The organism is Cellulomonas olei, assembly GCF_039548315.1.
Taxonomy (GTDB): Bacteria; Actinomycetota; Actinomycetes; order Actinomycetales; family Cellulomonadaceae; genus Cellulomonas.
Genome location: NZ_JBCLVN010000007.1, coordinates 1 through 13,187, shown reverse-complemented (window position 1 = coordinate 13,187; position 13,187 = coordinate 1). Strand labels below are relative to the sequence as shown.

The following is a 13,187-nucleotide window of genomic DNA, read 5'->3' as shown; positions in this document are numbered from 1 at the left end:
CTCCCTGGTGCCGGCCGGTGCGCCGGCGTCCGCCGGCTGGCAGCGACGGTAGCCGTCGCCACCGACGTCGGCAGGGCGACCCGGCGGCACCGGGGAGCCACGGCCGTCCGCGGGGTCGTCAGCGACCGGGGGCGCCGGGTGCCCGTTCCCCGCCGACGAGCTCCGCGAGCGGCGTCCCGCACGCGTCGCCGTGCCAGGCCTCGACCCCCTCCCGGACCGCGAACGCCGCGATGACCAGCGCCGCGACCGGGTCGGCCCACCACCAGCCGAGCGCGGTGTGCAGCAGCAGCCCGGCGAGCAGGGCGGCCGAGAGGTACGAGCAGATGAGCGTCTGGTGGGAGTCGGCGACCGCGGACGCCGAGCCGAGCTCCCGGCCCGTGCGGCGCTCGAACCAGGACAGGCCCGGCATCACGGCGAGGCTGACCGCGGCGAGCGCCAGGCCGACGGCGGAGCGCTCCGGCTCCGCGCCGCCGAGCAGCGTCCGCAGGGCGTCGACCGTCACGAACGCGGCCAGCCCGAGGAACGACAGGGCGATGAGCCGCATCGCGGTCCGTTCGCGCACCTCCGGGTCGGGTGCGGCGAACTGCCAGGCCACCGCGGCGGCCGACAGCACCTCGACGACGGAGTCGAGCCCGAAAGCCACGAGGGCGGACGACGACGCGACGCTGCCCGCGGTCAGCGCGACGACCGCCTCGACGACGTTGTAGGCGATGGTCACGGCGACGACGAGGCGGATCCGGCGGCGCAGCACGGCCGCGCGGGCGGGCCCGGGGGCGCGGCCGTGCGCGGCGGGTGCGTCGGGCGCGCCGGGTGCGGCCGGCCGGGCGGCGTCGTCGGGGAGGGGTGCGGTGCTCATGCGCACGCGCAGTCGGGGCCGCAGCAGGTCGGGTCCACGGCGAGCACCAGCGTGAGCAGGTCGCCGAGCGCGGGCCCCAGGCCGGCGTCCGCGAGCCGGTACCAGGTGCGGCGGCCGTCGCGGACGGCGTCGACGAGGCCGCACCCCCGCAGGCAGGCGAGCTGGTTGGACATGACCTGCCGGGAGACGCCGAGGGCCTCCGCGAGGTCCGACGGGCAGGCGGGCGCCTCCCGCAGGGCGAGCAGGACGCGCGTCCGGGTCTCGTCCGACAGGGCGTGCCCCAGCCGGGCGAGCGCCGCGGTGTGCGTGAGGGTGACCGTCTCCACGGGGCCGACAGTACAAGGATCGCTGTACCGTCGACGCCGGGGGTGCGACGATGACGGCGTGCCCCTGTTCGCCGTCGCCGCGCCCGACGCCCACGGCCGCCCGGACCCGGCCGTCGCCGTGCGCGGCGCCCGGGCCGCCGACGCCCGGGGGATCGCCCTCGTGGCCGCCACCCGCGGGCCGCTGCCCGACGGCTTCGCGGCGCGGGTCGCCGGCTGGTCCGTCGACCCGGCGCGGCACCTGCTCGTCGCCGAGCGGGAGGGAGCGGTCGTGGGCTGGGCGATGCTGGCACGCTGGGACGGGCACGACGACGTCCCGGACGGCCTCTACGTCTCGGCGCTCACCGTGCACCCGGACCGCCGGCGCACCGGCGCGGGCACCCGGCTGCTCGCGGCGCTGCTCGAGCGCGCCGACGGCGACGTCCGCAGCGTGGTGAACGCGCGCAACACCCCGTCGCTGGCACTGCACGCCCGGCACGGGTTCACCGAGGCGGGCCGGGCCGCGACGTACGCGGGCATCGAGTTCGAGGGCGGCACGGGCGTGCTGCTGCACCGGCGACGACAGGAGGACGTGACGTGACGGACGGCGGGCGCTACCGCGTGATGACCGTGTGCACCGGCAACATCTGCCGGTCGCCGATGGCCGAGGTGGTGCTGCGCGACCGGCTCGGGTCCGCCGGGCTGGGCGACCGGGTGGTGGTCGACTCCACGGGCGTGAGCGACGAGGAGCACGGCAACCCGATCGACCGCCGAGCACGCGCCGCGCTCGCGGCCCGGGGGTACCCGGTCCCGGCGCGGCAGGCGCGGCAGGTGCGCGGCTCCGACCTGGCCGAGCGCGACCTGGTGCTCGCCATGACGGCGTCGCACGCGCGGGCGCTGCGGCGGCTCGCCCCGGACGACGAGGCCGCGTCGCGCGTGGTGATGTTCCGGACGTTCGACCCGGCGGCCCCGGCGGTCCGGGACGTGCGCGACGAGCACGTCCTGGACGTCGACGACCCCTGGTACGGCGGGCCGCAGGAGTTCGAGGTCTGCCTCGACGAGATCGAGGCGGCGGCCGACGGCGTGGTGGAGGCGGTCCGGGCGGCGCTGGACGAGCGGGACGCGACCCGGGCCTGACGTGCGGCCGACCCGGCCGGCGTCCCGGTGCCGTCCGGGCGGCCCCCCGGGGCGCCGGCCCGCCCCGCGCCCGCCCCGCGGCGTCAGCCCGCCAGGAACCGCGCGATCCGGGCGTCCCACCCCCGGATCGCCTCGGGCGTCTCCGCGACCTCCAGGGTCGCGGCGGGCAGCAGCTCCGCGAGCCGCTCGGCCGTGCTGACCGGGTGCCCGGGGTCGGTCGCCCAGGGGAGCAGCAGCGTGGGGTGCGGCAGGGCGGCCAGCGCGTCCGGGCCGGGCAGGTCGGACAGCACCGCGCCCCGCATCGCGGACGGCAGCAGGTGCTCGGGGACGGCCGGCTCGCCGTCGGAGGGCCAGCCGCCCGCCGCCAGCACGGGCACGGGCGGCTCCGCGGCGACGGCCCGCAGCCAGGGCGCCAGGCCGTGCCGCTCGATCGCCTGCGCCGCGGCCTCGTACCCGGCGGTGTGCGGGGCCCGGGTCTCCCAGGCCGTCGGCGGGATCGTCAGGACGAGCCGCCGGAACCGCTCCGGGCGCCGGGTCGCGGCCCACAGGACGGCCGCGGTGCCCATCGAGGCGCCCACGGCGTCGACGGGCTCGCCGGGCGACACCGCGTCGAGCAGCGCCAGCAGGTCCCCGGCGAGCGCCGGCCAGGTGTACGACGCCGGGTCCGCCTCGCCGGTCGAGGCTCCGTGCCCGCGGGCGTCGTACCGCACGAGGCGGCGGCCGGGCAGCGCGGCGGCGAGCGCCGACCGGTCGAGCGCGCCGTGCGCGGCGTCGGCGGCACGGCTGGCGGTGAGCCCGTGGGCGACGACGACGGCGCGCCCCTCCCTGCCGGTCACGTCGTACGCCAGCCGGGCGCCGGGCAGGTCCAGGTGCAGGTCGGGGTGCTGGTCCGTCACGCCCTCACGCTAGACGGGCGCACCGACACGCGCCCGGGGCAGGATGGCGGGGTGAAGGTCTCGTCCCGCTCCCACGTGCCCCCGTTCGCCGTGATGGACATCGTCGCGGCCGCGAACGCCCGCCGAGCCGCCGGCCAGTCCGTGCTGAACCTCTGCGTGGGCGAGCCGTCGGCGGGCGCCTCGGACGTGGTGCGGGAGCGGGCCGTGCAGCTGCTCGCCGGCGGGGACCTCGGCTACACGGAGGCCCTGGGCTCGCCCGCTCTGCGCGCGGCGATCGCCGGCCACTACCGCTCCTGGTACGACGTCGAGGTCGACCCGGCGCGCGTGGCCGTCACGACCGGCTCGTCCGGCGGGTTCCTGCTGGCCTTCCTCGCCGCGTTCGACGTCGGCGACCGCGTGGCCCTCGCGCGCCCGGGCTACCCGGCGTACAGCAACATCCTCGCCTCGCTGGGCTGCGAGGTGGTCGAGCTGCCGTGCGGGCCGGAGACCCGGTACCAGCCGACGGTCGAGCAGCTCGAGGCGCTGCCGCAGCCGGTCGACGGCCTCGTGGTCGCCGGGCCCGCGAACCCCACCGGCACCCTGGTCGACCGGGCGGCGCTCGACGCGCTGGCCGGCTGGTGCGCGGACCACGGCGTCCGGCTGGTGTCCGACGAGATCTACCACGGCATCACCTACCCGGACGCGGCGGCCGCCGAGCCCGGGCCCGCGGGCGCCCCGACGGCGGCCACCGCCCTGGGGTCCGGCGCGGTGGTGGTCAACTCGTTCTCGAAGTTCTGGGCGATGACGGGCTGGCGGCTCGGGTGGCTGCTGCTCCCGGACGACCTGGTGCAGCCGGTCGACGCGCTCGCGGGCAACGTCGCGCTGTGCCCGCCGGCGCTGGCGCAGCACGCGGGCGTCGCCGCGTTCACGCCCGAGGGGTACGCCGCGGCGACCGCGAACGTCGCGCAGTACGCCGCGTCCCGCCGCACCGTCCTGGACCGCCTGCCCGAGCTCGGCTGGGCCCGCGTCGCCCCGGCGGACGGCGCGTTCTACGTGTACGCCGACATCTCCCCGTCGGGGCTCGACTCCCGCGAGTGGTGCCGGCGGCTGCTCGACGAGGCGGGCGTGGCGCTCACGCCCGGCACCGACTTCGACCGCGTCGACGGCCACGACTGGGTGCGGCTGTCGTTCGCGTCCGCGCCCGAGGTCGTCGCGGAGGCGGTGGACCGGGTCGTCGCCTGGCAGGCCCGGCTGTAGGGGGGCCACCGCCGGAACCGGCCGCGGGCGCCGCTCGTTGCCCCGGCAGGACGTGCGCCCACGGGCGCGGACGAGGAGGTCGGCATGAGGTGTCCCACCGACGGGGCCGAGCTGGTGATGGCGGAGCGGCAGGGGGTCGAGATCGACTACTGCCCGTCGTGCCGCGGCATCTGGCTGGACCGCGGCGAGCTCGACAAGATCCTCGACCGCGCCGCCGGCGTCCCCGCCGGTGCCCCGCCGGCCCCTGCCGTCCCGCTGCCGCCCGAGCCGGGCTACGGCGGGTACCCGCCCGCCCCCGCGGCGCCGGGCCACGGCGACGACCGGCGGTACGACGACCGCGGGGACCGGCGGTACGGCGACCGGTACGGCGACGACCGGCGCGGCGCGCGCGACGACGACCGGCGCGACCCCCGCGACCCCCGCTACCCGTACGGCCGCAAGAAGCGCCGCGAGTCGTGGCTGGGCGACCTGCTCGACTTCGACTGACCGGCCGCCCGGGCCGCGCAACGCGCCGGACACGTGGCTGACCTACCCTCGGCCGCGTGGACGTGGCGGTGCTGGGGGCGACGGGGGACGTGGGGCGGCAGGTCTGCGCCCAGCTCATCGAGCGGCGGGTGCTGCCGACGACCTCGCGGCTGCAGCTCGTGGGCCGTCACGGCGGAGCCTCCGGGCGCGCGACGTACGGGCTGCGCGCCGACCTCGTGGACGCGTACGACGAGCACGCCCCGCTGATCGACGTGGCGCTCGACCCGCAGGACGTGGTCGCGGACGTCGTCGTGCTCACGGCGGGCCGCACCGCGCCGGCGCGCGCGGGGGCGAGCACCGACCGGGCGGCGCTCGCGGCCGGGAACCTCGCGGTCTTCGAGTCGTACGCGCGCGCCATCGCGCGGTACGGGTCCGGTCACGAGGTCGTCGTGGTGGTGTCGAACCCGGTCGAGCTCGCGGTCGCCGTCGTCGCGCGCGAGCTCGGGCGCCACCGCGTCATCGGCATGGGTGCGTGGCTGGACACCCTGCGGTTCCGGCGGGAGACGGCCGTGTCGCTGGGCGTGCGGCGGCACCGCGTCGGCGGGTTCGTGGCCGGGCAGCACGGGGACGACCTGGTGCCGCTGTGGTCGACCGTGCGGATCAGCGGCCTCGACGTCGAGGAGCGCCGCCGGGCGGTGGCGCGGTTGCGAGGCGGGCGCACGCTCGACGGGTTCGGCGCCGAGATCGAGGCGGCGAAGCAGGAGCTCGCGGAGGTCGGCGCGCACGACGCGGGGCGCGCGTTCGCCCTGGTGGACACCTGGCCGGCCGACCTGCGCGTCGTCGCCCGGCCGTGGCTGACGCACCAGAGCGGGGCGAAGACGGCCTCGGCCACCGCGGCGGCGACCGTCGACCTGGTCGACACGATCCTCGACGGCCGCGAGACGGTGGTGGCCGGGCAGGTGGACCTGGCGGGCGAGGTGAGCGTGGCCGGCAGGCCGGTGCACGGCGTGCTGGGCGTGCCGGTGGTGCTCGGTCCGGAGGGCTGGACGCGGGTGCTGCTGGACGAGCTCCCGCCCGACGAGGAGCGGCGGCTCGCGGCCGTCGCCGGGCGGATCGGTGCGGCGGTGGCGGGCTGGCAGGCGGAGGCGGCGCGCGCCGCGACGTCAGCGGGACCGGACGGCGCCGGGCCGGCGGAGACCGGGGCCGCTCCCGGCGCGACCGCCCCGGCCGCTCCCGCCGGGACCGTCCCCGAGCCCGGTGCCGCGGACGTCGTCCCCGGCACCACGCCCGCCGGTGTGGCAGCCGACGCCTCCGACCCGGACGAGACGCCGTGGACCGCCCACGTCGTCGCCGACCACCGCACCGGGACGATCGCCGCCCTGTCGGCGGTGTTCGCGACGCGGGGGGTGAACTTCGACGCGCTCAGCACGACGTACTCGGCCGGGGACGCCGGCACCGTCGTGATCCGGTTCCGGGCGGACGCGCGCCGGTGCCGGGCCCTGGAGCGTGCGATCGCCCGCCTCGCGGTGGTGCGGTCGGTCGGCGTGGCCCCGGCCGGTGACGAGCCGCGCTGACCCCGGTCGTCGGACCAGGGGGGGCGACGCCGGCGCGCCACGCGGTTAGGCTGACCCCACAACTCAACACGCTGCTCGAACCGCGGCGGGAGAGCCCTCCCGCAGGCACCGGGTCCGCCCGGGTGCCGCGCGAGGCGCCGAAGGAGCAACCCTCCCCGGGAATCTCTCAGGCCCCCGTACCGCCGTGGCGAGGCAACTCTGGAAAGCGACCGCCCCCGCCCGTCCCCGACGCGCGACCGGTCCACCGACGGTGCAAGTCGGCGCGCCCCGGCCCTCACGGGCACGGCGGACCGGCAAAACTCTCAGGTCGCCCGACCCCGCCGCGCGCGGGACGGCGGATGACAGAGCGGGGAGGCCGCGCCACCCGCACGTCCGTCCCCGCCCGCCGACCCGGAGCAGCCGCGTGACCCCTCTCGAGTCCCTCCCGACCGACGTCCGCACCGCCCCCCGGGACGCGGCGCCCGCCGTCACCGACGCCGCCCGCGGCTTCGCGGACCGGCACGTCGGCCCGCGCCCCACCGACACCGACGCCATGCTCCGGCACGTCGGCGACGGGTGGCCGAGCCTCGACGCGCTGGTCGACGCCGCGGTCCCGGCGAGCATCCGCACCGGGCGGCCGCTCGCGCTGCCGGAGGCCCGCGGCGAGTCCGAGGTGCTGGCCGCCCTGCGGACGATCGCGGACAAGAACACCGTGCTGACGCAGATGATCGGGCTCGGCTACCACGACACGGTGACGCCGCCCGTGATCCGCCGGAACGTGCTGGAGTCCCCCGCCTGGTACACCGCGTACACGCCGTACCAGCCGGAGATCTCCCAGGGCCGGCTGGAGGCGCTGCTGAACTTCCAGACGGTCGTCTCGGACCTCACCGCGCTGCCGGTCGCGAACGCGTCGCTGCTGGACGAGGCGACGGCGGTGGCCGAGGCCGTCGCGCTCATGCACCGCGCGGCGAGGGGCCGCGCGGGCGTCGTCCTCCTGGACGCCGACTGCCTGCCGCAGACGCTCGCCGTGACGCTGGGCCGGGCGCAGGCCGCCGGGCTGGCGGTGCGGGTCGCCGACCTGACCGCGGGCCTGCCGGACCTGGGCGACGAGGCGCTGGTCGGCCTGGTGCTGCAGGCCCCGGGCGCGTCGGGCGCCGTGCGCGACCTCGCCCCGCTGGTCGCCGCCGCCAAGGACGCGGGCGCGCTCGTGACCGTCGCCGCGGACCTGCTGTCCCTGACCCTGCTGACGCCGCCCGGGGAGCTCGGCGCGGACATCGCGGTCGGGTCGGCGCAGCGGTTCGGCGTCCCGCTGTTCTACGGCGGGCCGCACGCGGCGTACATGGCGGTGCGCACCGGCCTGGAGCGGTCGCTGCCGGGCCGCCTGGTGGGGGTGTCGGTCGACGCCGACGGTGCGCCCGCCTACCGGCTCGCGCTCCAGACCCGCGAGCAGCACATCCGCCGCGAGAAGGCGACGAGCAACATCTGCACCGCGCAGGCGCTGCTGGCGATCGTCGCGTCGATGTACGCCGTCCACCACGGCCCGGACGGGCTGCGGGAGATCGCGGAGCGGGTGCACGCCCGCGCCTCGTCGCTGGCCGCGGGCCTGCGCGCGGGCGGCGTCGAGGTGACGCACGCCGCGTTCTTCGACACGGTGCGCGCCGTCGTCCCGGGCCGCGCCCGCGCCGTCGTCGCGGCCGCCGCCGCGCGCGGCATCAACGTGTGGGCAGCGGACGACGACCACGTGCAGGTGGCCTGCGACGAGGTGACGACCGAGCGGCACGTCGCCGAGGTGCTCGCGGCGTTCGCCGACGCGGGCCTGCTCGCGCCCGGCGCCCCCGCGGCCCCGGACACCGCCCCCGCGATCCCGGCGGCGCTGCGCCGCACCTCCGCCTACCTCACGCACCCGGTCTTCCACCGGTACCGCTCCGAGACGGCGATGCTCCGGTACCTGCGCGCGCTGTCCGACAAGGACCTGGCCCTGGACCGGACGATGATCCCGCTGGGCTCCTGCACGATGAAGCTCAACGCGACGGTCGAGATGGAGGCCATCTCCTGGCCCGGGTTCGCGGGCCTGCACCCGTTCGTCCCGGCCGAGCAGGCCGCCGGCTACGCGGAGCTCATCGGGGACCTGGCCGGCTGGCTCGCGGAGATCACCGGGTACGCGGCGGTGTCCGTGCAGCCGAACGCCGGGTCGCAGGGGGAGTTCGCCGGGCTGCTGGCCATCCGCGGGTACCACGAGGGCCGGCGCGGCGAGGCGCTGGCCGCCGGCGCCGCGCCCGAGGACGTCCCGGTCCGCGACGTCTGCCTCATCCCGGCGTCCGCGCACGGCACGAACGCCGCCTCCGCCGCGCTGGCCGGCATGCGCGTGGTCGTGGTGGCGACCGCCGAGGACGGCTCGGTGCAGCTCGACGACCTGCGGGCGAAGCTCGAGCAGCACGGCCCGCGCGTCGCCGCGATCATGATCACGTACCCCTCGACGCACGGCGTGTACGAGGAGGACGTGCGCGAGGTCTGCGACCTGGTGCACGAGGCCGGCGGCCAGGTCTACATCGACGGGGCGAACCTCAACGCGCTCGTCGGGCTGGCCCGGCCGGGCGAGTTCGGCGGCGACGTGTCGCACCTCAACCTGCACAAGACGTTCTGCATCCCGCACGGCGGCGGCGGCCCGGGCGTCGGCCCGATCGGCGTCGCGGCGCACCTGGTGCCGTACCTCCCGGCCACCGACGTGGTGCTGGGGGAGGGCGCGGCGCTCGCGGGCGGGTCGGCGCCCGCGGTGTCGGCCGCCCCGTTCGGGTCGGCGGGCATCCTGCCGATCTCGTGGGCGTACGTCGCGCTGATGGGCGGCGACGGCCTCCGCCGGGCGACCGAGACCGCGGTGCTGTCCGCGAACTACCTCGCCTCCCGCCTCGACCCGCACTTCCCCGTGCTCTACACCGGTCCCGCGGGCCTGGTCGCGCACGAGTGCATCCTCGACCTGCGCGGCATCACGAAGCAGACCGGCGTGACCGCCGAGGACGTCGCGAAGCGGCTCATGGACTACGGGTTCCACGCCCCGACCCTGTCGTTCCCGGTCGCGGGGACCCTCATGGTCGAGCCCACCGAGAGCGAGGACCTGGCCGAGCTCGACCGGTTCGTCGACGCCCTGGTCGCGATCCGCGGCGAGATCGACGCGGTCGCCGCGGGGCGCTGGCCGGTGGCGGACTCCCCGCTGCGGAACGCGCCGCACACCGCCGCGGCCGTCACCGCCGACGAGTGGGAGCACCCGTACGGCCGCGAGCTCGCCGCCTACCCGGTCGCGAGCCTGCGCGGCGGCAAGTACTGGCCGCCGGTCCGGCGGATCGACGGCGCCCACGGGGACCGCAACCTCGTGTGCTCCTGCCCGCCCGTCGAGGCCTACGCCGAGGGAGAGACCCTGTGACCGACCCGACCACCCCGCCCGTCGCGGCCGCCCCGGCCACGGACGCCGCCGGCGACGTCGTGCTGTCGCCGCTGCACGCGGAGCACGAGGCCCTCGGCGCGACCATGACGCCGTTCGCCGGCTGGCTGATGCCGCTGCGCTACGCGGGCGACCTGGCCGAGCACCAGGCGGTGCGCACCGCGGCCGGGCTGTTCGACCTGTCGCACATGGGCGAGCTCCACGTCGACGGCCCGGGGGCGGGCGCCGGGCTGGACCGCGCGCTCGTCGGGAACATCTCCGGGCTCGCGGTCGGTCGGGCGCGCTACACGATGATCGTGGCGGAGGACGGCGGCATCCTCGACGACCTCATCGTCTACCGGCTCGCGGACGCGTCGTTCCTCGTCGTCGCCAACGCCGCCAACGTCGCCGTCGTGCGCGACGCGCTGGCCGAGCGGCTCGCCGGGGCGGACGCCTCGCTGACGGACCGCACCCTCGAGACCGCGCTGGTCGCGGTGCAGGGCCCGCGCGCGGTGGAGGTCGTCACCGGCCTGGTGGCCGACCCGGACGAGGCCGCGGCGGTGCGCGACGTGCGGTACTACGCGGCGGTCCGGGCCACCGTCGCCGGCGTGCCTGCGCTGGTCGCCCGCACGGGCTACACCGGCGAGGACGGGTTCGAGCTGTTCGTCCCCGCGGACGCCGCGCCCGGTCTGTGGCGGGACCTGCTCGAGGCGGGGCGCCCCGTCGGCCTGGTGCCGGCCGGCCTCTCGGCCCGCGACAGCCTGCGGCTCGAGGCCGGCATGCCCCTGTACGGCAACGAGCTGGACCGCACGACCGCCCCGCACGACGCCGGGCTGGGGCGCGTGGTGCGGCTCGACAAGACCACGCCCGACGGCGAGCCGCTGCCGTTCGTCGGGCGCGAGGCGCTCGCCGCCCGCGCGCACGCGACGCCGTCCCGGGTGCTCGTCGGGCTGGTCGGCCTCGGCCGCCGCGCCGCCCGTCACGGCCACGAGGTCCTCACCGGGACCGGCGCCGACGCGGCGACCGTCGGCCGGGTGACGTCCGGCGCGCCGTCGCCGACCCTCGGCACGCCGATCGCGATGGCGTACGTGACCCCGGAGGTCTCGGCGCCCGGCACCGAGCTCGCGGTCGACGTCCGCGGCCGCCGCGAGCCCGTCCGCGTGGTGGAGCTGCCGTTCTACCGTCGGTCCTGACCGGCGGAGCACGCCCGGCCCGCCCGCACGTCCCGACCCGTCCCCGACGCCCGACCCCCACGACCCCCGGAGATCACCCATGAGCGACGTCCCCGCCCACCTGCAGTACACCGCCGAGCACGAGTGGATCGACGGTGAGGCGCCGGCCACCGTCGGCATCACGAAGAACGCCGCGGACGCCCTCGGCGACATCGTGTACCTGGAGCTGCCGACGGTCGGCAGCGAGATCGCGGCCGGCGCCGTCGTGGGCGAGGTCGAGTCCACCAAGTCGGTGTCGGAGCTGTTCTCCCCCGTGTCCGGGACCGTGGTGGAGGTGAACCAGTCGGCGGTGGACGAGCCCTCGGTCGTCAACGCCGACCCGTACGGTGAGGGGTGGCTGTTCCGGGTGGACGTCACGGGCACCGGGGCGCTGCTGTCGGCCGAGGAGTACGCCGCCTCGATCACGGACTGAGACGGGCCCGGAGGGGCGCTAGGCCGTTCGGGTGGTTCTGGTCCGACCGGGTGGGAATCGTTTCCCGGCCGAGTGACCTGGGACTTCGGTCCTATCACATGACCCGTTCGTACGTACCTCGCCGACGCGCCGGGCCGTCGGGTGAGAACCGAACTGCGATCGCGACCGCCACACTTGCCGATCAACCGGGAGTCGGCAGCCGGGAACCCCCAGCAGCCGGTACTCGTCCCTCACCCGGAGGTCATCATGGCCACTCTCGAGCTCGCCCCCACCACGGCGACCAGCATCCTCGGCGAGCCGCTCACCACCCGTGAGCGCGTCGTCCTCGCGGAGCTCAGCGAGGACGTGACCCTCGAGGACATCGCGCGCCGGCTCTTCGTCACCCGGAACACCGTGAAGTCCCAGGTGCGGTCGGTCTACCGCAAGATCGGCGTCTCCACGCGCGCCGAGGCGGTCGCCTGGGCGCACGCCGCCGGGATCCGCTGACCTCCGGGCCGGGCCCCGCGGGGCCGGCACCCTCGCGACGCAGGGCCGCGTCCGCCTGAGCCGGCGGCCGGGGCCCTGCGGCGTCGCGCGGGCGGCTCAGGCGCCGGAGGCGCGGCGGGCCTCCCGGAGCACGTGCTCGGCGAGGTCCCGGGCCGCGGTCGACGGCCGACGGCTGCGCGCCCACACGACGCGCAGCGTCCGCCGCAGGTCGACCCCCTCGACCGGGACGGCCCGCAGGTCGCCGCGCGCGATCTCGTCGGCGACGGTCAGCCGGGACAGCACCGCCGCGGGTCCGCCGCCGCGGACGACGTTCTTCACCGCCGACGTCGACCCGAGCTGCGCGGGCGCCCCGGCGAGCGGGTGACCCGCGGCGGTCAGCGCCCGCTCCAGCACCGCGCGCGTGCCGGATCCGGCCTCCCGCACGGCCAGCGGGGCGGTCGCGAGCTCCGCCGCGGTCAGCGGCCGGCGACGGCGGGCCCACGAGTGCCCCGGCGCGACGACGACGACCAGCTCGTCCTCGCCCAGCGACCGCGCCTCGAGGCCGTCCTCGACGTCCGGCCCCTCCACGAACCCGAGGTCCGCGCGGCCGTGCAGCACCGCGTCCATGACGTCCCGCGAGTTCGCCACCACGAGGTCGACGACGGGTGAGCCCGCGGGCCGCGACGCGAGCCAGCCGGGCACCAGGTACTCCGCGACGCTCAGGCTCGCCGCCACCCGCACGCGACCCTGCTGCGCGGTCCGCAGGGCCACCACCTCGCGCTCGAGGGCGTCCGAGGCGGCGAGCACGTCGCGGGCGCGCGCGAGCAGCGCCACCCCCGCGGGCGTCAGCCGGGTGCCGGACGCGGAGCGGGTGAGCAGCGTCAGGCCCGTCTGCCGCTCGAGCCGGCGCAGTCCCGTGCTGACGGACGGCTGGGCGAGGCCCAGGGCGCGGGCGGCGGCGGACAGCGAGCCGTGCGCGTCGACCGCGTCGAGCAGCTCGAGCGCGCCCAGCGGCACGCGGCGACCGGCCGGGGAGGTCTCGTCCATAGCCTCAGGCTAGAGGGCGCGAGCGAACCCGGCGTTCCGGCGGCCGACCGCACGGCGCACCGTGGAGACGTGACCACGACGCAGCCCCACGACCACCCCGCCCCCGCCGGCGGCCCGGACGCCGCCACGCCCGCGGGGGCTGCCGTGCCCGCGCCGCCCGCGCCGCCCGCG

At 77.7% G+C, this 13,187-nt stretch carries 13 protein-coding genes and 1 riboswitch; of the genes, 9 read left to right on the top strand and 4 right to left on the bottom strand.

All coding sequences use genetic code 11. The features are described 5' to 3' along the window. Nucleotides 1-118: 118 nt before the first annotated feature. Together AAHH18_RS03735 and AAHH18_RS03730 are read right to left on the bottom strand one after the other, a co-directional pair. Entirely contained in the window at nt 119-856 is a 738-nt protein-coding gene (locus tag AAHH18_RS03735; protein WP_343300624.1) for a cation transporter, read from the bottom strand. Continuing rightward, nucleotides 853-1,182, bottom strand: a complete 330-nt coding sequence (locus AAHH18_RS03730; protein ID WP_343300623.1) for an ArsR/SmtB family transcription factor — start codon at nt 1,180-1,182, stop codon at nt 853-855. Before AAHH18_RS03730 ends, AAHH18_RS03735 begins: the two co-directional genes overlap by 4 nt. A gap of 58 nt (nt 1,183-1,240) precedes the next feature. Between AAHH18_RS03730 and AAHH18_RS03725 the strand changes: the two genes are divergently transcribed. After that, nucleotides 1,241-1,759, top strand: coding sequence for a GNAT family N-acetyltransferase (locus AAHH18_RS03725; protein ID WP_343300622.1), 519 nt, complete (start codon nt 1,241-1,243; stop codon nt 1,757-1,759). A 23-nt stretch (nt 1,760-1,782) separates the two neighbouring features. Further along, complete coding sequence (locus AAHH18_RS03720; protein WP_343300683.1) at nt 1,783-2,295, top strand: low molecular weight protein-tyrosine-phosphatase; 513 nt, start codon at nt 1,783-1,785, stop codon at nt 2,293-2,295. A gap of 83 nt (nt 2,296-2,378) precedes the next feature. Here the strand turns inward: AAHH18_RS03720 and AAHH18_RS03715 are convergent, their stop codons facing one another. Further along, complete coding sequence (locus AAHH18_RS03715; protein WP_343300621.1) at nt 2,379-3,191, bottom strand: alpha/beta fold hydrolase; 813 nt, start codon at nt 3,189-3,191, stop codon at nt 2,379-2,381. 51 nt (nt 3,192-3,242) lie between these two features. On the opposite strand from AAHH18_RS03715, the gene AAHH18_RS03710 reads away from it, so the two are divergent. The 7 genes from AAHH18_RS03710 (at nt 3,243) to AAHH18_RS03680 (ending at nt 11,990) form a co-directional block, all read left to right on the top strand. Then, nucleotides 3,243-4,427 carry an aminotransferase class I/II-fold pyridoxal phosphate-dependent enzyme gene (locus tag AAHH18_RS03710; RefSeq protein ID WP_343300620.1) on the top strand — a complete coding sequence of 395 codons (1,185 nt, stop codon included), beginning with the start codon at nt 3,243-3,245 and terminating at the stop codon, nt 4,425-4,427. Nucleotides 4,428-4,511: 84 nt separating this feature from the next. Continuing rightward, nucleotides 4,512-4,913: a TFIIB-type zinc ribbon-containing protein gene (locus AAHH18_RS03705; protein WP_283318674.1), complete on the top strand. Its 402-nt coding sequence runs from the start codon at nt 4,512-4,514 to the stop codon at nt 4,911-4,913. A 56-nt stretch (nt 4,914-4,969) separates the two neighbouring features. Continuing rightward, nucleotides 4,970-6,466, top strand: coding sequence for a lactate/malate family dehydrogenase (locus tag AAHH18_RS03700; protein WP_343300619.1), 1,497 nt, complete (start codon nt 4,970-4,972; stop codon nt 6,464-6,466). A 76-nt stretch (nt 6,467-6,542) separates the two neighbouring features. Further along, a riboswitch (glycine riboswitch) is annotated at nt 6,543-6,658 on the top strand. Nucleotides 6,659-6,869: 211 nt separating this feature from the next. Continuing rightward, a complete protein-coding gene (gene gcvP, locus AAHH18_RS03695; RefSeq protein WP_343300618.1) occupies nt 6,870-9,863 on the top strand; it encodes an aminomethyl-transferring glycine dehydrogenase in 2,994 nt (997 codons plus the stop codon). A 59-nt stretch (nt 9,864-9,922) separates the two neighbouring features. Next, a complete protein-coding gene (gene gcvT / locus AAHH18_RS03690; protein ID WP_343300682.1) occupies nt 9,923-11,053 on the top strand; it encodes a glycine cleavage system aminomethyltransferase GcvT in 1,131 nt (376 codons plus the stop codon). Nucleotides 11,054-11,132: 79 nt separating this feature from the next. Next, entirely contained in the window at nt 11,133-11,504 is a 372-nt protein-coding gene (gene gcvH, locus AAHH18_RS03685; protein ID WP_283318671.1) for a glycine cleavage system protein GcvH, read from the top strand. Nucleotides 11,505-11,750: 246 nt separating this feature from the next. After that, nucleotides 11,751-11,990, top strand: coding sequence for a helix-turn-helix domain-containing protein (locus tag AAHH18_RS03680; protein ID WP_283318670.1), 240 nt, complete (start codon nt 11,751-11,753; stop codon nt 11,988-11,990). A 96-nt stretch (nt 11,991-12,086) separates the two neighbouring features. On the opposite strand, the gene AAHH18_RS03675 is transcribed toward AAHH18_RS03680, so the two are convergent. Further along, nucleotides 12,087-13,016 (bottom strand): LysR family transcriptional regulator, encoded by a 930-nt coding sequence (locus tag AAHH18_RS03675; RefSeq protein ID WP_343300617.1) that lies wholly within the window; start codon nt 13,014-13,016, stop codon nt 12,087-12,089. Nucleotides 13,017-13,187: the final 171 nt, after the last annotated feature.